Origin of the sequence: Streptomyces sp. FXJ1.172 (assembly GCF_001636945.3) — a bacterium.
Classification (GTDB): Bacteria; Actinomycetota; Actinomycetes; order Streptomycetales; family Streptomycetaceae; genus Streptomyces.
On the sequence record NZ_CP119133.2, the window covers coordinates 96,022 to 112,246 of the forward strand.

12 protein-coding genes are annotated in these 16,225 nt (G+C 68.0%); 8 read left to right on the forward strand and 4 right to left on the reverse strand.

The annotated features are described in order from the left end of the window. The first annotated feature begins 19 nt into the window (after positions 1–19). Positions 20–1,095, forward strand: a protein-coding gene (locus A6P39_RS45255) for an IS630 family transposase (protein WP_443052792.1) whose coding sequence is annotated in 2 segments (ribosomal slippage) — positions 20–509 and positions 509–1,095 — 1,077 coding nt in all. Because the reading frame shifts where the segments join, the coding sequence is not laid out codon by codon here. Positions 1,096–1,398: 303 nt separating this feature from the next. Here A6P39_RS45255 and A6P39_RS00580 read toward each other — a convergent pair. After that, complete coding sequence (locus A6P39_RS00580; RefSeq protein WP_275883762.1) at positions 1,399–2,835, reverse strand: HEPN domain-containing protein; 1,437 nt, start codon at positions 2,833–2,835, stop codon at positions 1,399–1,401. Between the two features lie 36 nt (positions 2,836–2,871). On the opposite strand from A6P39_RS00580, the gene A6P39_RS00585 reads away from it, so the two are divergent. Next, positions 2,872–3,671 (forward strand): IS5 family transposase gene (locus A6P39_RS00585; RefSeq protein WP_275883970.1). Its coding sequence is split into 2 segments (ribosomal slippage): positions 2,872–3,207 and positions 3,210–3,671, totalling 798 coding nucleotides; the frame shifts between segments, so codons are not numbered across the junction. 267 nt (positions 3,672–3,938) lie between these two features. On the opposite strand, the gene A6P39_RS00590 is transcribed toward A6P39_RS00585, so the two are convergent. Next, a complete protein-coding gene (locus tag A6P39_RS00590) occupies positions 3,939–5,834 on the reverse strand; it encodes a 3'-5' exonuclease (RefSeq protein ID WP_067056300.1) in 1,896 nt (631 codons plus the stop codon). 1,320 nt (positions 5,835–7,154) lie between these two features. Here A6P39_RS00590 and A6P39_RS00595 point away from each other — a divergent pair. The 6 genes from A6P39_RS00595 to A6P39_RS00620 all read left to right on the forward strand — a co-directional run bounded on the left by A6P39_RS00595 (position 7,155) and on the right by A6P39_RS00620 (position 15,038). Then, positions 7,155–7,511 (forward strand): hypothetical protein, encoded by a 357-nt coding sequence (locus A6P39_RS00595; protein WP_159396216.1) that lies wholly within the window; start codon positions 7,155–7,157, stop codon positions 7,509–7,511. Next, positions 7,508–9,574, forward strand: a complete 2,067-nt coding sequence (locus tag A6P39_RS00600; RefSeq protein ID WP_067056306.1) for a DEAD/DEAH box helicase family protein — start codon at positions 7,508–7,510, stop codon at positions 9,572–9,574. The genes A6P39_RS00595 and A6P39_RS00600 overlap by 4 nt, the downstream gene beginning before the upstream one ends. Beyond that, the gene (locus A6P39_RS00605) at positions 9,567–11,918 is read left to right on the forward strand and encodes a stress protein (protein ID WP_275883763.1); all 2,352 of its coding nucleotides are present in this window, start codon (positions 9,567–9,569) and stop codon (positions 11,916–11,918) included. The genes A6P39_RS00600 and A6P39_RS00605 overlap by 8 nt, the downstream gene beginning before the upstream one ends. A gap of 522 nt (positions 11,919–12,440) precedes the next feature. Next, a complete protein-coding gene (locus tag A6P39_RS00610) occupies positions 12,441–13,592 on the forward strand; it encodes a Mu transposase domain-containing protein (RefSeq protein WP_234379287.1) in 1,152 nt (383 codons plus the stop codon). Continuing rightward, positions 13,589–14,398 (forward strand): IS21-like element helper ATPase IstB, encoded by an 810-nt coding sequence (gene istB / locus A6P39_RS00615; RefSeq protein WP_234379289.1) that lies wholly within the window; start codon positions 13,589–13,591, stop codon positions 14,396–14,398. The genes A6P39_RS00610 and istB overlap by 4 nt, the downstream gene beginning before the upstream one ends. Beyond that, complete coding sequence (locus tag A6P39_RS00620; RefSeq protein ID WP_199841046.1) at positions 14,388–15,038, forward strand: hypothetical protein; 651 nt, start codon at positions 14,388–14,390, stop codon at positions 15,036–15,038. Before istB ends, A6P39_RS00620 begins: the two co-directional genes overlap by 11 nt. 60 nt (positions 15,039–15,098) lie before the next feature. Here A6P39_RS00620 and A6P39_RS00625 read toward each other — a convergent pair whose 3' ends face one another. Both A6P39_RS00625 and A6P39_RS45260 read right to left on the reverse strand, forming a co-directional pair. Beyond that, positions 15,099–15,578: an HIT family protein gene (locus A6P39_RS00625; RefSeq protein ID WP_067056319.1), complete on the reverse strand. Its 480-nt coding sequence runs from the start codon at positions 15,576–15,578 to the stop codon at positions 15,099–15,101. Between the two features lie 118 nt (positions 15,579–15,696). Further along, on the reverse strand, positions 15,697–16,083 hold the full coding sequence (locus tag A6P39_RS45260) for an HNH endonuclease (protein WP_443052793.1): 387 nt from the start codon (positions 16,081–16,083) through the stop codon (positions 15,697–15,699). Positions 16,084–16,225 lie beyond the last annotated feature (142 nt).

Sequence of the window (16,225 nt, forward strand, 5' to 3'; positions counted from 1 at the left end):
GTGGGTGTATGCCAGTGGGATGAGGTATCCCGATGGGGGTGGCCTGACCGCGGTGGAGCGGGCCCGGCGGGAGCGGGTGCGGTTCCAGGCCGCCGAGATGTTCGCGGCCGGGATGCGGCCGCCGCAGGTCGCGCGGGCGTTACGGGTCTCACGGAAGTCCGCGTATGCCTGGCACGTTGCCTGGCGGGAAGGCGGCACGGATGCTCTGCGCTCCAGAGGGCCCTCGGGGGTGGCGTCGCGGATGCAGCCGGGCTGGCGGGCCTGGCTGGCCAGGGCGCTGGAGCAGGGACCGGCCGCGCATGGCTGGACGGAAGACCAGCGGTGGACGCTGGCGAGGATCTCGGTGCTCGTCGCCCGGCGCTTCCACGTGCGCTTCAGCCAGCCACAACTGTCGAGGATCCTGCGGCAGATGGGCTTTTCCGTCCAGGTTCCGGTGCACCGGGCCGCCGAACGGGACGAGGAGCAGGTGCGCCAGTGGCGGGAGGAGACATGGGCGCGCGTGGAAAGAAGGTGAGGGAGCAGGACGCGTGGCTGGTGTTCGAGGACGAGTCGGGCCAGGCGCTGCGTCCGCCCAAGTCCCGCACCTGGTCCCGCATCGGAGTGCCGCCGCAGGTCAAAGTCTCGGGGAAGGGATCGGGGCGGGTCTCGGTCGCCGGGATGGTCTGCGCGAAGCCGGGCGAGCGGACCCGTCTGATCTACCGGATGCTGGTGCACCACCCCGGTCGGCGCGGCGAGAAGAACGGCTTCAAGGAGCAGGACTTCGCCGCCCTGCTGGACGCCGCCCACCAGCAGCTCGGTGGGAAGACCGTGCTGATTTGGGACAACTCCACCCAGCATAAAGACGCGCTGATGCGCGAGTTACTGGCCGCCCGGCAACAGTGGCTGACCGTCTTCCGCCTGCCGGCCTACGCCCCGGACCTGAACCCGGCCGAAGGCGTGTGGGCGAACCTGAAGAACGACCTGGGCAACCTCGCCGCCTGCACCGTCGACGCCCTCGCCGACCTCACCCGCACCCGGCTGAAGAAGATGCAATACCGACCCGACCTCCTCGACGGCTTCATCACCGAGACCGGCCTCACCTGGACACCGCCATGACGTCACCCCGAAGCGCAAACCTCAGAAGTGCCGCCTCCCCCGGCTCTGCTCAGCAGGCCTGGCTGGCGTCGAGCAGTGCCTCGCCAGCGCCTCGGGCCGCCGCCACGTCACCGACCGGTTTAACGGGCCGTTCGCCACCGGCAGCCGTAGCTGGCTAGGCGGCGGCTCCCGCCAACGTGGCCAGCAGCGATTCCGCCAACCTGCTCGCCACACGAGCAGGGACTCTTCTGTGGCGTCCGGGCCGCTCGCGGCCAAATGCTCAGCGGTACCCGTGCGGCAGGACAGCGCCCGATCATGCGCATTTCAAGCGATATCGCCGATAAGCTCACGCATCGGTTCTTCTGCCGACGGGGCCACCAGCGCGCTGCGACGAGCAAGTTCAACGAAGCACAGCGCGAAGCAGCGCCGCACCTGCGCCAGGTCAGTACCGGATGTGACGACCCCGGCGTGGACCACACCGTTGCGTTGCTTGTACAGATCGTGCACGGCCTGGGCATACCCGAGGACGCCGGGCCGGCCACGCAGGAGAAGCCTGGTTCTGCGCTGCAGTTTCGCTGCGATGGCACCTGTGTTAGCGCCGTCGGTCAGCATCATCTCGAATGCCACCGCCAGGCTCACGATCTGCGACCAGCCCTCATCGGACTCATGAAAGGAGCGGCGGAAGTAGGTCAGCGCATCGTGAAGTTTGGTGTATGCCTTGCTCAGCGCGTCAGGTTTGGCGGCAGGTCTGCGCAGCAACGCGTGCCGCATGTAGCCGTCATAGACGACGTCGACCGCTTCCCGGGCTGCCTCGGCGAAACTACGACGGCGCGTCCAGTAGCGGGGGTGGATCTCGATGTTGAGCTCGCTGATCTCTGCCAGGGCGGCCTTGCGCAGTCCGATAGGGACGCAGTCGCCGTCGAGAGCACGGCGGTCAGCCGGGCTGTCGTAGAGATTGAGGTAATGGTGGATGTCCAGAGTCTCCTGGTTATTGGTACGCGCCGAGCTGAACAGGTATCCGCTGCGCATGTTGTTTGGGGGTTGCACCGCGGCAAGCAGACAGGCCAGCGCGCTGGCACCACGCAGGCGGCCCAGGACCAGCGGCTCTGTGTCGTAGTAGCTTCCGGGAGCCGTGGATATGGCGATCACCATGATCGGATTGCGTTCGAGCCAGCCCACGGGTCGACTGCGCCGCCAGTGCTCCAGCAGCTCCAGCGGGAGGCGCTTGCGCACGCCGAGAGCGCTGCGTACTGCATCGAGCGTCTCGCGGGTCCTGCTCCAGCGGTTGGTCTGAGGAAAGAGCGCAATTCCGGAGCCGGTGGGCGAGAAGATCCAGGATTGGGTGGTGCGAAACCGCAGCAGCCCGCCAGCGAGCAGTCCGAAAGAGTGGACGGGGAAGATCACCATGCCGGGGCGGGCCAACTGACGGTCGCGCACGATCTCCAGACACCTGTGTACCGGATCTTCGGCGCGGTCGACGGCTACTGCTCGGTAGAGCAGGCGATCCAGTGTCTCGGGGCCCAGGAAGGCTCTGCGTGACCACAGCTCCCGAGCCAGCTCGGCTCTGATGGAGGTGAGGTGGAAGGCGCTGGCGCGCGCCAGGGCGTCCTCGTCGAGTTCTGCCGCTGCCAGGTCCTCTACGGATCCGTACTGGGCAAGCTGTTCCGCATTGCTGCGCAGGAAGGCTGCGGATTTGCGAACGGTGTTCTTCCCTTGGGTCCGCACCTGGTTGATCTCCGCCGCCAGCTTCTTAGAGGTCATCTCATTTGGGGCGTTCGATAGGCTCCGGGTGTGGGGATCGTTGAGCGGCTGGTGCCGGATGGGCTGTGGGAGTTGTTCCAGCGAGTGGTGCCGGAGGCGCCGAGTCGGCCTCAGGGAGGCGGCCGGCGCCGGCACGGTGACAGGGAGGTGCTGGCTGCGATCGTGTTCGTGGCCACGTCGGGCTGTACGTGGCAGCAGCTGCCGGCCGCCTCGTTCGGACCGTCGGGACCCACGGCTCACCGGCGTTTCACCGAGTGGTCGAAAGCCCGGGTGTGGGCGAAGCTCCATCGCCTGGTCCTCGACGAACTCGGCTCCCGGGGTGAACTGGACTGGTCTCGCTGTGCGATCGACTCGGTGAACGTGCGGGCCCTGAAAAGGGGGGCCTGACAGGTCCGAATCCAGTAGATCGAGGCAAGTACGGTTCGAAGATCCACTTGATCACCGAGCGGACCGGACTGCCCATCTCCATCGGCATCTCCGGCGCCAACCTGCACGACAGCCAGGCCCTCGAACCGCTCGTTCGCGGCATCCCGCCCATCCGCTCCCGTCGCGGTCCGCGCCGACGACGGCCGGCCAAGCTCCACGGCGACAAGGGCTACGACTACGACCACCTGCGCCGATGGTTACGCCAGCGCGGCATCCGGCACCGCATCGCCCGTAAAGGCATCGAGTCCTCCCAGCGCCTGGGACGCCACCGCTGGACCATCGAACGCACCATGGCCTGGCTCGCCGGATGCCGCCGCCTGCACCGCCGCTATGAACGCAAGGCCGTCCACTTCTTGGCCTTCACCAGCATCGCCTGCACCCTGATCTGCTACCGCAGACTCACCAAATGAGATGACCTCTTAATGCTCGGCAGCCGCTCGTGTGCCGTCACTTCCCACCCCCTGATGACTGGTACCTTCACGTGCTCCCTGTGCTGAAGGCCAGGGATTCCGGCCTGAGTCGTCTGTCCCTTTCCGGAGGCTTCCTGCTTCAACGCGCCATGCGGGCGCGTGGATGATCTCTCACGATCGCCAGTTACGGGCTCACTGGCTCCGTCAGAATGGGCCTGTCACGCACCATGCATGGATCTGCGTAGGACGGAGCATCTCAGACGTATCTCACAGGCCGCGCGCCTTGTTCCAGTTGTTGATGCGCATCGCGTAGATGATGTTGCCAATGCCCCCCGTCAAGCAGAACAGCCAGAAGTGCACAGAGAATGACTGGCGGCGTCGCCGCAGATGATCCTTCCCAGCGACGGCAGTCGCCGCAGCAGACGCGGCAGCGGAGCGAGGATGTCGGGTTGGCTCTCCCAGTGACGCCGGAAGGGTAGTAGGAGTGATCCTGTGTTCGCCACGAGGCGCTTCGAAGACGATGACCTGGCGAGGCTCGGAGTCCCTGGCCGGGCGAGCGGCCGGTGCGCCGCCATACGGGCGACGTGGAGGCACGAGGGCGGCATCCGCTGTCCGTCCGGCGCGGCGGTAGCGTCCCTTCACGGTGAGAGCGAGCCCGGCGGCCTGGCGTAGTTCGGTCAGGGCATTTTCGAGAGTCTGCTCGCTTCCGTTGGGTGCTTTGGACTTGTCGACCATCAGGCGGGGCGTTCGGCCACGGGTGAATTGGACGAAGGTCGCCTCAGGGTCGGCGCACTGTTCAACCACCCACCGGACAGGAGCAGTGAACGTGCCTGCGGTCAGCTCGTCAGGCAGTTCGTACAGACGCCACGCCGGGCCCGCACCAGGGCCAGTGAATACCAGCGGGCCACAGGCTGCGACCGCCGCATCGGGCTGCGCGGCGGGCTTCATCTGCTGCTCGAGCCACTGTCTGGCGGCGGCCGGTGCCAGTACGGGCAGGCGATGCTGCGTCACCGCGCTGGGGCTGGGGACCGTTGTCGGGTCGGTGGCGATGACAAGGCGGGTGGTCTTGGAGGGCCGCACACCGATCGTGGCCCCGTGCCGCTCGGCCCAGGCCGTCAGGTCGCGCACGGCCGCGTCCTGGCCGACGGGCACGATGCGCACCCCCTTGAGCTCGTCCCCGACGCTGGGCAGATCGCGGGCGGCGAGATCGGACACGCCGAGCCGGCGCGCCAGGTCGGTCAGCTCCCGGACGGCTCGCGGCGACGGGTCCGGCATACGGGAACGCACCGTGTGCCAGACGGCGGAGTGTGTCTGGCGCACCGAGGCCTGATGGTGGCCGGCTGCACTGGCCAACGTGACAAGTCGCTGTGCCTCAGGGCCGGCCAGGCGCCCCTGGACGGCGAGGTCTTCGAGCACGCGCTGGTATTCGCCGGCGGCCACCGGATCCGGCGGCACCGTCCTGCCGCTCGGCAGCGCCGCGTGGATGTGCGCAGGCCAGCCCTGACGGCTGCCCGGTGCCCCTGCGATACGCGGCCGGCTGCGGACGGCCTCAGGCCATACCGGAAGCGCTCCGGATGGGCCGCCCGTCAATCCCAGCGGCTGCGGACTGGTGGCCAGCAGCGTGGTCAGGGCCCGGGCAGTGTTGCGGGCATCTTCCAATGCCGCGTGGCCGTTGGACGGCCAGGCTCCGGAAAGGTCTTTGACGATGCCCGCAAGCGTGTAGCCACGCAGGTCGGTCTGGGCACGGAACGCCGTCAGCGTGCACAAGCCGGCCACCCGCAACCTGGCGGCCCCAGCCCGCGCGAACTCCGCCTCCAGGAACGAGGCGTCAAAGGCCAATTTGTGCGCCACCACCAGCGCGCCGCGCATCAACCGCAGCAGCGTCCCCGCGACATCCGTGAACAATGGCGCCCCTGCGACGTCGCTCTCCCTGATCCCGTGATGTGACTGGTTCTGCCGCGACATCGCCCGCTGCGGGTCGACCAGAGTGGAAAACTCCTCCACCACCGTGCCGTCGGCCCGCAACCGCACCGCCGCAACCTCACACACACGATGACCGCGCGCAGGAGACAAACCGGTCGTCTCTACATCGACAACCGTGTACTCAACCTGCCAGGGATCCACGCCCTGAAGCCCCCGCCGCAAGAACACCGGCTCGAACACCGCGCACACTCCTTCCCCCCACATCCCTCACTCAAGCGGCGACATCTTGGCCGACCACTCGATCAGCAACACCACCGGGGATCCATGAAACGGATACGTCTACCGCGTGAGATCACATAAAAGCCGCACACTGGTGCACGCACTCGGCGGCTGGCCGCTGATCACTCACCAGCACACCAAGCCCGGTTTGGGCGCGGGCAACCAGCGGCGGGGCCGAGAGGTTTCGCACTCCTGCACCACGCCCCCGCTTGCCGATCCGGAAGGAACTCCGCCGATCAGCCTAGGATGTGCGCCCCCTCGGCGACCTTCTTCACGCCGCAATACCCACTCTTTACAGCTCCTCCCCATTCGTAGCGGCGTGATTCTATGTTCAACAAAGCTGAAGACGGAAGGTGCGATCAACGTCTTGACCTGTACTTTCCTTGCACAGAGCAACTACCGGCGCACATGTGGGCGATGGGGCGATCCTGTCGGCGCCCGGCTTAAAGCCGCGTCGACGAGCGTGCGACGCGCTCGCGCTCGCCGACTCGGTGATGTGTACGATCATTCCGGAGGCGCGGTTGCTGGCCGCGGCCGATCGATGCCCACCGCGTGCAGCAACTGGGGCTGACCGACGGCAGCGCACCGGGAGGGAACCCCCTCCTGAGGGCCTGGGATGCACCCACGGCTGTGGACCGGATTCTGGGCGTGGCACCTGCCGACGATGCATGGGCCGCATCGACGAGAACTCTGAGTGCGTGAACTCCTTGCGCCAGATCGCCCCAGGACCAGGTCGTGTACACAGTGAGCTCATAGGCATACGGGACGAGTTCGCCGAACCACATCACGGCCGGCTGGGAATAGGACCTCGGAGCGTCGCCTCTTCCGGTTGCCCGTGCGGAGCCGGGGCCCGGGGGGCGCAGTCTGTGCTGTTCGGCGAAGTCGGTCAGGGGCGGAAGGGCCCACGACGCTGCTGCCTGGACGGACCATGACTCTGTGACCACGGCAACTATTCGGTCACGAAGCGCCGTTGACCATCACATCACCTTCACATACCTGCCAGGATGCGGAAGCGGGCTTGGAAACGGGGGGGTTGTGGCAGCACCCTGGTGGTACGCGCGGCTAGCTGCGGTACGCGCTGTGGTCTATCAGCCTCCTGCCGGTCTGCATATGGACCGGCTACGGGCCGCCGGTTGGGGACAACAGCCAAGGATCGAACGGTTCCAGGGGCGTGAGCCCTCGCTGTGGTGGGGCAACACCACCCAGTCGCCGGCTCAGCAACATGCCCTACAGCTCTCCGAAGACGTCTCGACCGCTGAACTGCTCGTGAACCTCGCGGAGGTGCTCGAGCTCCCGGGCCAGGGGTCGGACTACCATTACGCGCTCCAGAGCACGGTCGCGGAGCTGCGTAAGCGACGCCAGGCAAGTCCGGGGCTGTTCGGCGAGATCGAGCGGCTGTGCCGCCTGGATCTGCAGCTGGCCCTGGCCGTTCCGGACGCGGTCTCGTTCGCAGAGGGCCAGTTCGTGTACATAGGGGCCGTGGACTGGCTGCTGGAGATGTACCTCACGGAGGGGCTGCTGGCAGATGCCCTGTGGGTGGCGGAGGTCGCCGAACGCGTCGGGGCCGGTGACAGGCCCCGCGTCCGCAAAGCGCGGGAGCGGGCAGCGCGTGTGGCCGCTGAGGACGCGGCCGTATGACAGGGCATCCCGGTCTGGCGCAGGTCCTACCCAGCGAGTCATTCCTGGAATACGCGTTCGTGCGATGGGTGCTGACCCCTGCGGCTCATCCGGCCATAGTCGACCGGGTGCGGGCGCAGGCGCCGCTGGACGTGGGCGGGCACTGCTACCGACTCGACTATCTCTTGGCGGGCGACCGGCTGCAGGTGGCGGTCGAACTCGACGGTTTCGCGGCCCATAGCGGCCGGGAGGCGTTCACCCGCGACCGGCTGCGGCAGAACGACCTCACTGCTGCTGGGCACGCGGTGGTCCGGTTCTCCTACGACTCCATCCGCACGAACACGGCCCGCTGCGTCGCCCAACTGCAGGCGGTCATGGCCCGTGACCCCGCCTTGGCCCTGCTTGTCATCGCCCATCCGCTCGTGGAGACACCCGCTATGGACCCCGATCCCCAAGCCGCCTTCGGCCCCTCGCCGCGCACCAGCACCGTGGCCGGCGACCGCGACTACTTCACACTCGCGCGGGCGGCCGTCGATGTGCGGACGTTGCGCGAGTGCCAGAAGCAGGCGCTGGCCGCGCTGAAGGACTTCTACGCAGCCGGCGGCACCAAGGCGGCGTGTGTGATGAGCGTCGGCGCCGGCAAGACCGCGCTGGGGGTGGCCGCTCTGCTCGCCGTGGCCCGCAGGCGCGCGCTGGTCGTCACACCGGGCAACGTGATCCGCGGGACGTTCGACACTGCTTTGGACCACCGGGCTGTCGGTAACGCCCTCTACGGGCTGCACGGCGGCCCGCTGAGCCCGGGGTGCCGGCCGCCGTCGGTGCTCACGGTGGACCGGGACGCAGGGGGTGTTCGCAAGGTAGATCGGCAGAAGCTGCTGGCCGCCGACGTCATCGTCACGAACTTCCATTCCCTGGGCAGTGGGCAGAACCCTGACGATCTGCTGGCCAAGCTGGCCCCGGACGATGTGGACTTCATCGTCGTCGACGAGGCGCACATCGCGGCGGCCGAGTCCTACCAGCGATTGTTCGTGCATTTCGCCTCCGCGCGCGTCGTGCTGATGAGTGCCTGCTTCACCCGCCTGGACGGCAAGCCGATCGATGCGGAGGTGGTCTACCGGTACCGCCTCATCGACTCCATCGCGGACGGCAACGCCAAGAACCTGCGCGTGCACCGGTTCGCCCCTGACAGCGCGGCCACCACCTACGAGCTGGTGTGGCCGGACGGCCGGCGGGAGGAGATCACCGGCAGGGACGAGCTGCTGGCCCTCCTCAAAGACGAGCGCAAGCTCTCGCGTATCACGGCCCGGTCGACCGAGCCGATCCGCCAGGTGATGCGCGTAGTGAAACGCCTGCTCGACCAGCAGCGCGACCTGCTGTTCCCGGTCAAGCCCCGGGTGCTGTTCGCGGCCATGGGCCGCCAGCACGCGGAGCAGATCGCGCGCCTGGCCAATGAGCACGGCATCGCCTGCGACGTCCTGCACCACTCGATGACCGACGCGGCCATCGCCAAGGTCCGCGAGCGGTTCGAGTCGGATGCCGGAGACTTGGACGGCATCGTGCAGCTGAAGATGCTGGGCCAGGGCTATGACTTCCCGCCCATCTGCTTGGTGGTGCCCATGCGCCCCTACGGCAGCTTCAGCGAGTTCTACCAGTTCATCGGCCGCGGCATCCGCATCCTGTCCCACCCCTCGCTGCAGGGCCGGGTGGGCCCTCAGCAGCAGTTCCTCGATATCGTCCTGCACGCCGAGCTCGGCCTGGACGACCACCTGGACACCCTCTACGCCGAGAACGACATGGACCCGGTCACCGGGACCGTCGCCGACGACGCGCCCGAGCCGATCGGCACCGCCCCGCTTCCCGGCAGCCGGGGCGGCGACGAAACCGGCAGAATGGACGCGTTCGTGCTCTTCGAACGCGGCGAGATCACCAGCCGCGTCGTGCACGACTCCGAGCGCGTCGAGAGCCGGCGCGCCGAACGTGAACGCGAAGCCCTCGCCCAGCGCTACGCACTGTATGCGGCCGGTACCGACAGCCCTGTGTCGTTCGAGCAATACGTCGATGTCGTACGAGCGCTGCATGACTGACAGCCTCGGCCGCACCCTCGCGGTCGCCACTGGCCCCGACGCCTTCCTCGCGGCCGAACGTGCCGGCGGACAGGAGGGGCGCTTCGCTCCGTTCGAGGAGCTGGCCGCGACCGTCATGACGACCAGCTTCACCGGCACGGCGCCGGTGGAACTGTCCGCCGACGGACACTTCTCCCTGCGCCTGCCGCCGTCGGCGCGCGCAGCCATGAACGGCTGGTTCGACCTCGCAAGGCAGCAGGCCAAGGGTGCCTGGTGGCTGCCCGAGAGCACCGTGGTCAAAGCCGGCCCGGTCAATCTGCCCGCCTACTACACGAGCAACCCGCGGTGGGCCGCGAACATCGCCGCCATGGTCTCCGCGCGCTCCCCACTCGCCAGCAACCCTGATGCATTCGCCTGCTGGGCGCTGCTCATCCCCTACGCCACCGACCTGCTCGCCCCGCTGGCCCTGCGCGGACCGCAGGCCGGCGCCCTCGAGCCCACCGCAGCCAGCGCCGCCTGGGCCGACGCCGAGGCCCGCTTCCGCGCCCTGGGCCTGCTCACCGCGCCCGTGGAAACAGCGCTCGCCCGGCTGCGCCCGGGAGGCGGCTGGTCCCGCCTGACCCAAGACCAGCAGATCACCGCCCGCCAAGCCCTGGTCCACGCGCTCACGCCGGCGGTCGACACCACCACCACCGCCCGCTGGCGCGCCACCCAGCTGGCGCTGCTGGCGCAGCGCTACTACCTCAAGGCGAAGAAGGGCCGCCCTACCGCCCGCACCGTCCTCACCAAGGCACTGCAGCCCACCCTCGCCGCGTTCTTCGACGGCGACTGGCTCGCGTTCCTCGACTACCTGGGCGAGCAGCCGGCCGACGACGAACAGATCGTCACGACCCTGCCCACCCCCCGCCTGTATGTGCGCGCCTCCGCGAAAGTCGAGCAGATCGCCGCACAGCAGAAGTTGCCCGTCGAGCAGGTCGCCTCGATGGTCGCCAGCTACCTGGGCAGCGACGAGATCCGCTCCCCCATCGAGCAGCGCGTCACCGTTCTACGCCACTACTGGGAGACCTTCGACGCCCTCCACGCCGCCCAGCGCCCCGGCCAACCGCCGCTGCTCGAGCTGGTCGGCGACCCCTGGATCCCCCCGGACGAGGACGAAGCCTTCCCCACCCCCGTCTACGAGCGCGTCCTGCCGCCGCAGCTCCTCGCCAAAACCGAGAAGCTGTGGGGCTCGGAATGCCATCCGCGCTACCCCGACCGCCTAGTCTCCGCGCTGCTGCCCCAGGCCAGCATGGCCGAAGCGTTCGGGCCCGCACTCACGTTCTGGCACGAAATCGCCCTGAGCACGTGGTACATCTGCGAAGGCCCCTACGCCCGCAGCGACCTACACGGCCTGGCTGACTACCACGCCCGCCGCACCGACGCTTTGAAGGCCACCGGCACCCCGGTCGATCTGAACCTGTTCACCGAACTCGCCGACGCAGACCAGCGCCTGGGACCGCCCCAGGACATCCAGCGCCCCATCAAGATGGACCACCCCGACGGCTACACCATCACCGCCACCACAACCGTCGGCCAGCGCCGCGACGGCTTCCCCCTCCTACGCGACATCATCACCCGCCACCGCCGGACCTGGGCCCGCCAACACCTCGAGACCGCACTCGGCTCATGGGAAGGACAGCTGCAGGAGGTCTCCCGCGAGCTCAACCGGGCCGCCAACGGCCGCGGGAAACCTCTGACCGTCAAGCAGTTCGCCCGGATCGCGGCACCCGTCGCGAACCGGTGGTTCGGCGGCGACCTGGCCGCCCTGTGCGCGGCCATCGGCGAGAAGACCCCCGTGCAGCAAGAACGCATCCACCTGCTGCCCTACGACCGCACCGCCCTGTGCCGCCACCTGTTCCACGCCCTGGGCGGCCGCTACGTCACCAACACCGGCGGCGACGTGCCCGGCTTCCAGCAAAGCTGGGCCATGACCCGCCTCGTGGCCCAAGCCCCCCGCCTCATCCAGCTCGAAGAACTCCTCGGCCGCACCCCCACCGAAAAGGAATTCCGCGCACCGTCCTACACCTGGCCCGAAGGCCTGACCTACCCGGCCTACACCGCCGCCACCCAGCAGGCCCGTCTCGACCTCCCCCTCACCCGTACCACCAAGGCAGAACAAGAACCCGCCACACAGCCCACACCCTCCACTCCCCCCGACCCCCGCAAACACCCCGACACCGACCCCGCAGCAGCCACCCTCACCACCAGCACCTCCGGTGCAGCCCGAACGCCGACGCACACTCCTCAACCGCCTACTCGGACGCAACTGAGCCAGAGGGCGGCGGCCCCGGCCGGGGCCACGCTCTCGCCGACAACTGGAACATGACCTGAACCTTCCACAGGGATCCGGACGAGGACGCGTACGAAGGGCTCCAGCGTGTCTGCGCGCTCTTCGGCCTGGACACCGCTCATCCCACGGCGGATAGGGGTAGCGCTCCATCCCTTCCTCGTTGATGGCGCTATTTGAATCTCCCCAGTTGCTGCTCGGTCGTGGGGCAAACTTGCTCTGTTGATCTCCCCACCCTTCGTGTGACCTTGTTCGGTCTTTTCGCGTGATGTTGCCCGGCGTGTCGAATGGGCCCGGGTGTGTCGTGGAGAGCCTGCGTGAGCCATGAGTTCGGCCTGGTCGGGGGCCTGAATGCTCACACGGGAGGAAGACGTGGACGCTCACGCTCTGCGTCGCCAAGGATGGACGATCTCGGCGATCGCACGGCATCTGGGCCGGGATCGCAAGACCATTCGCGCTTACCTCAACGGTGAGCGGGTCCCCGGTGAGCGACGGCAAGCGCCAGATGCGTTCGTGCCGTTCCTGCCGTATTGCCGGCAACGGCTTGCGGATGACCCCCACTTGTGGGCCTCGACGCTCTTCGACGAAGTGACCGCGCTCGGCTATCAGGGTGCGTACTCGACGTTCACGCGGGCGCTTCGCCGGTACCAGGTCCGCCCGCACTGCGAGCCCTGCCACGCCTCTACCGGCCGCAACGTCGCGGTGATCGCGCACCCGCCGGGCGAGGAGATTCAGTTCGACTGGCTTGAGCTGCCGGAGGCCCCGGAGGGGTGGGGAGTGGGTGAGCATGCCCATCTCCTGGTCGGGGCGCTCGCGCACTCGGGCCGGTGGCGGGCCGTGCTGTCGGAGTCCGAGGACTTCCCGCACCTGATCCAGGCCCTGGACGAGGTGATGCGCAAGCTCGGCGGGACCACGCGCAGGTGGCGGTTCGACCGGATGGCGACAGTCTGTTACCCCTCCAGCGGGCAGATGACCGCAGCGTTCGCCGCGGTCGCGAAGTACTACGGAGCCGGGGTGGACATCTGCCCGCCTCGCCGCGGCAACCGCAAGGGTGTCGTCGAGAAGGCCAACCACTCGGCCGCGCAACGCTGGTGGCGCACGGTTCCCGACGGGCTGAGTGTCCTCCAGGCCCAGTCCGGCGTCGACAAACTCGCCGTCCGGATGGACGAGCGGCGCCGCCGCATCGACGGCGTGGTGACCACGGTCGGCGAACTCGCCGCGGCCGAGCCGTTGTTGGACATCCCGGTGCGGCCCTTCCCGGCCGAGCTGGAGGTCGAGCGGACAGTCAGCCCGCAGAGCCTGGTGCAGTTCGACGGCAACTTCTACTCCGTGCCGCCGGGACTGCCCGGGGTCCAGGTCAAGGTGGTGCACCGCCTGGGCGAGGACCATCTGCGGATCGCGACCGCGGGCCGGGCGGTGATCGCCCAACACCGCCGGGCCCCGCGCGGCGCCGGGCAGACCGTCCGCGACGACGGCCACGTCATCGCGCTGGAGCGGGCGGTGCTGGCGTCGTTCTCCGACCGGGCCCCCTGCAAGAACAAGGTCCGCAAGCCGCCTTCGGCGGCCGCGCTCGCGGAAGCCGAGCGCCTGCGCGGCCAGACCGTGGCCGGCAGTCCGGCCGAACGGGTCGTGATCGACCTGTCCCACTATGCCGCCGTGGCCGACCGGCTGCGGAGTGTTCCCCCGCCGACGAAGGAGGAGAACCCGGAGTGAGTACGTCGCCCATGCAGATGAGCGAAGCACGCCGCTTCCAGCAGCTGCGAGGCCACCTGTCCTACCTCAAACTCAACGACGCTGCCGAGGCGTTGAACCGGGTCCTGGACCAAGCCCGCACCGAACGGATGTCGCTGACCGCGGCCCTGGAAAGGCTGCTGGAGATCGAGGTCGAGGCCACCGAGGCCCGCCGGCTGGCCGCCCGGCTCCGCTTCGCCTGCCTGCCCGAACCCTGGACACTCAACGACTTCGACTTCGCCGCCCAGCCCGGCGTCGACGAGAAACTCATCCGCGACCTGGCCACCCTGCGCTTCCTCGACGACGCCTCCAACGTGCTGTTCGTCGGCCCGCCCGGCGTCGGCAAGACCATGCTCTCCGTCGCCCTGGCCCGGGCCGCGGTCGAGGCAGGACACCGCGTCTACTTCACCACCGCCGCCGAGCTGGCCGCCAAATGCCACAAAGCCGCCCTCGAAGGCCGCTGGAAGACCTGCATGAACTTCTTCGCCGGACCGAAACTCCTGGTCATCGACGAACTCGGCTACCTCCCCCTGCCCGAAGACGGGGCATCGGCCCTGTTCCAGGTGATCAACCAGAGGTATCTGAAATCCTCGACGATCTTGACGACAAACGTCGGGATCGCCGACTGGGCCGGCGCCTTCGGTGACGCCACGGTCGCCGCCGCCATGCTCGACAGACTCCTGCACCGGGCCGCGGTCGCCGGCATCGACGGCCCCTCCTACCGACTGCGCGGCCACCAGAACCAGGCCGAGTCCCTCCGAGCCGGGGTGAACGCCCGTGTCTCCTGACAACGCCCCCGACACCACCGAGGTCACATCCGAGATGGCCCGTCGCTGTCCGGTCTGCGAGACCGTCTTCACCGTCGCCACCGCCACAAGCCGCCAGGTCTTCTGCTCACCCACCTGCAAGGAGACCAACCGCCAGAGCAAACCCGTCCAGCAGACCTGCCCGGCCTGCCAGACCGAATTCACCACCATGGCTGGCCAACGCCGGATCTACTGCTCGAACGAGTGCCGGATCACCTCCCGCACCAGCGAGGACGCCCAGGAGAAACGCACTTGTCCCGTCTGCGAGGGCCCCTTCGAGGTCCTCAGGACTGTCCGCCAGATCTACTGTTCACCAGCCTGCCGCAAAGACGCCGAACGCAGGCGCGACCAGGCCCGGGACGAAGACCGGGCCCGTCGGCTCGGCGAGACACCGACGCCACCGCCACTGCCGGAGCTGCCACCACAGCACAAACCGTTCAGTCGAGCATCATCACGCCAACCAGCCCTGGAACGCGACCCGTTGGAACCGACCGCGACCCGGAACTGTCCGCACTGCCAGCAGCCGGTCACCATCGTCGCGCTGCTGGCGACCCCGGAGGCCGCCCGCCCCTCAGTCCCCACGGCCATCCCTGACATCGTTCCGCTGCGAAGGACTCCATGACGTCCACCGACCGTCACTGATCAACGGGCCCGCCGACCTGCGGTCGGCGGGCCCACACCGTCAGTCCATCGAACGCAACCGGTCCAGTTCGCTGCCGATCGCATCCCGCAGCGCATCGTGCTGCGGGCCGAGCCTGAACCGCTCGTCACTCCACCGGTCACCCGGATACAGCCACACCGGCTTGCCCACCAGCTCAGCCGACTCCCACTCGAACCGCGGCCAGACATGGGCATGCAAGAACGGGTCCGTGTTTCCGAGGATCTCCAGGTTGACCCGGCGGAACTCGGGGTCCAACCGCCGGCAGGCCAGCTCAACCGCTTCTCCGAGTAGGTCCATGTCGGACAGAAACGACAGCCGCTTAGCCTTGGGCAAGTCAGACAGCCGTTGAACACCCGGCTCGTCCGCGAGGAGAACTGAGTACCCGGGCAGGAACTGAACGTCGCCGATCACCGCGAAGCCAGACTCAAGTCGCCGCAACACAGTCGGATTCTCGCTCCGCAGAGCAGCCCCGATCCGGTCCTTCCGCCAGTCACTGGTCATGGCCTGAGCCTATCCGCCGGTGATCAAGACCTGCTCTTCGCTCCCCACCCTCCCCACTCACTTCAAGAACCAACCAGGCGAGGCGAAGAGCGGCCCCGGCCGTTTTCAAGAATCGCCATCACCGTTGGACTTCTTCATGCTTCTCACGACGCAACCGTGGAGTGCGCTTTCGCCCGTAGTGGTGCTCGAACCACTGGCGCCGAGCGGGATCACGTATCTCGCGCTGTACCTGGGCTACAGGGTCGTTGATCCCCTCGACGGCCCGCGGTGGAAGGGCGTGGCGAGCGAAGCCGGCCTTCGGGTGCGCATGGTGCAGCTTCATGTCGCGCGCCCACTCAACTGCAGACCTCTTGTGCTTCCAGCTATTACACCGGTCGCAGGCAGGCACGAGGTTCCACCAGATGTCCCCTCCCGCCCTGCCTGCCAATGGCGCTTCGTGCTCAAGGGTCTGTGACTGCCGCTCGTCGCAGTACACGCACCGGCGCTCGTGTGCCATCAAAACCATGATCCACACCTAGAGGGGCTGATTCCCCCGATCCTTGCTCAGCACTTCTTGTCCAGCTCCCGCCATCTCCACCCCTCTGCCACTCAGCTCGGCGGCCTCGTACGGAGAGCCACTGACAGACAGCCTGGCTATCGCCGAAGTA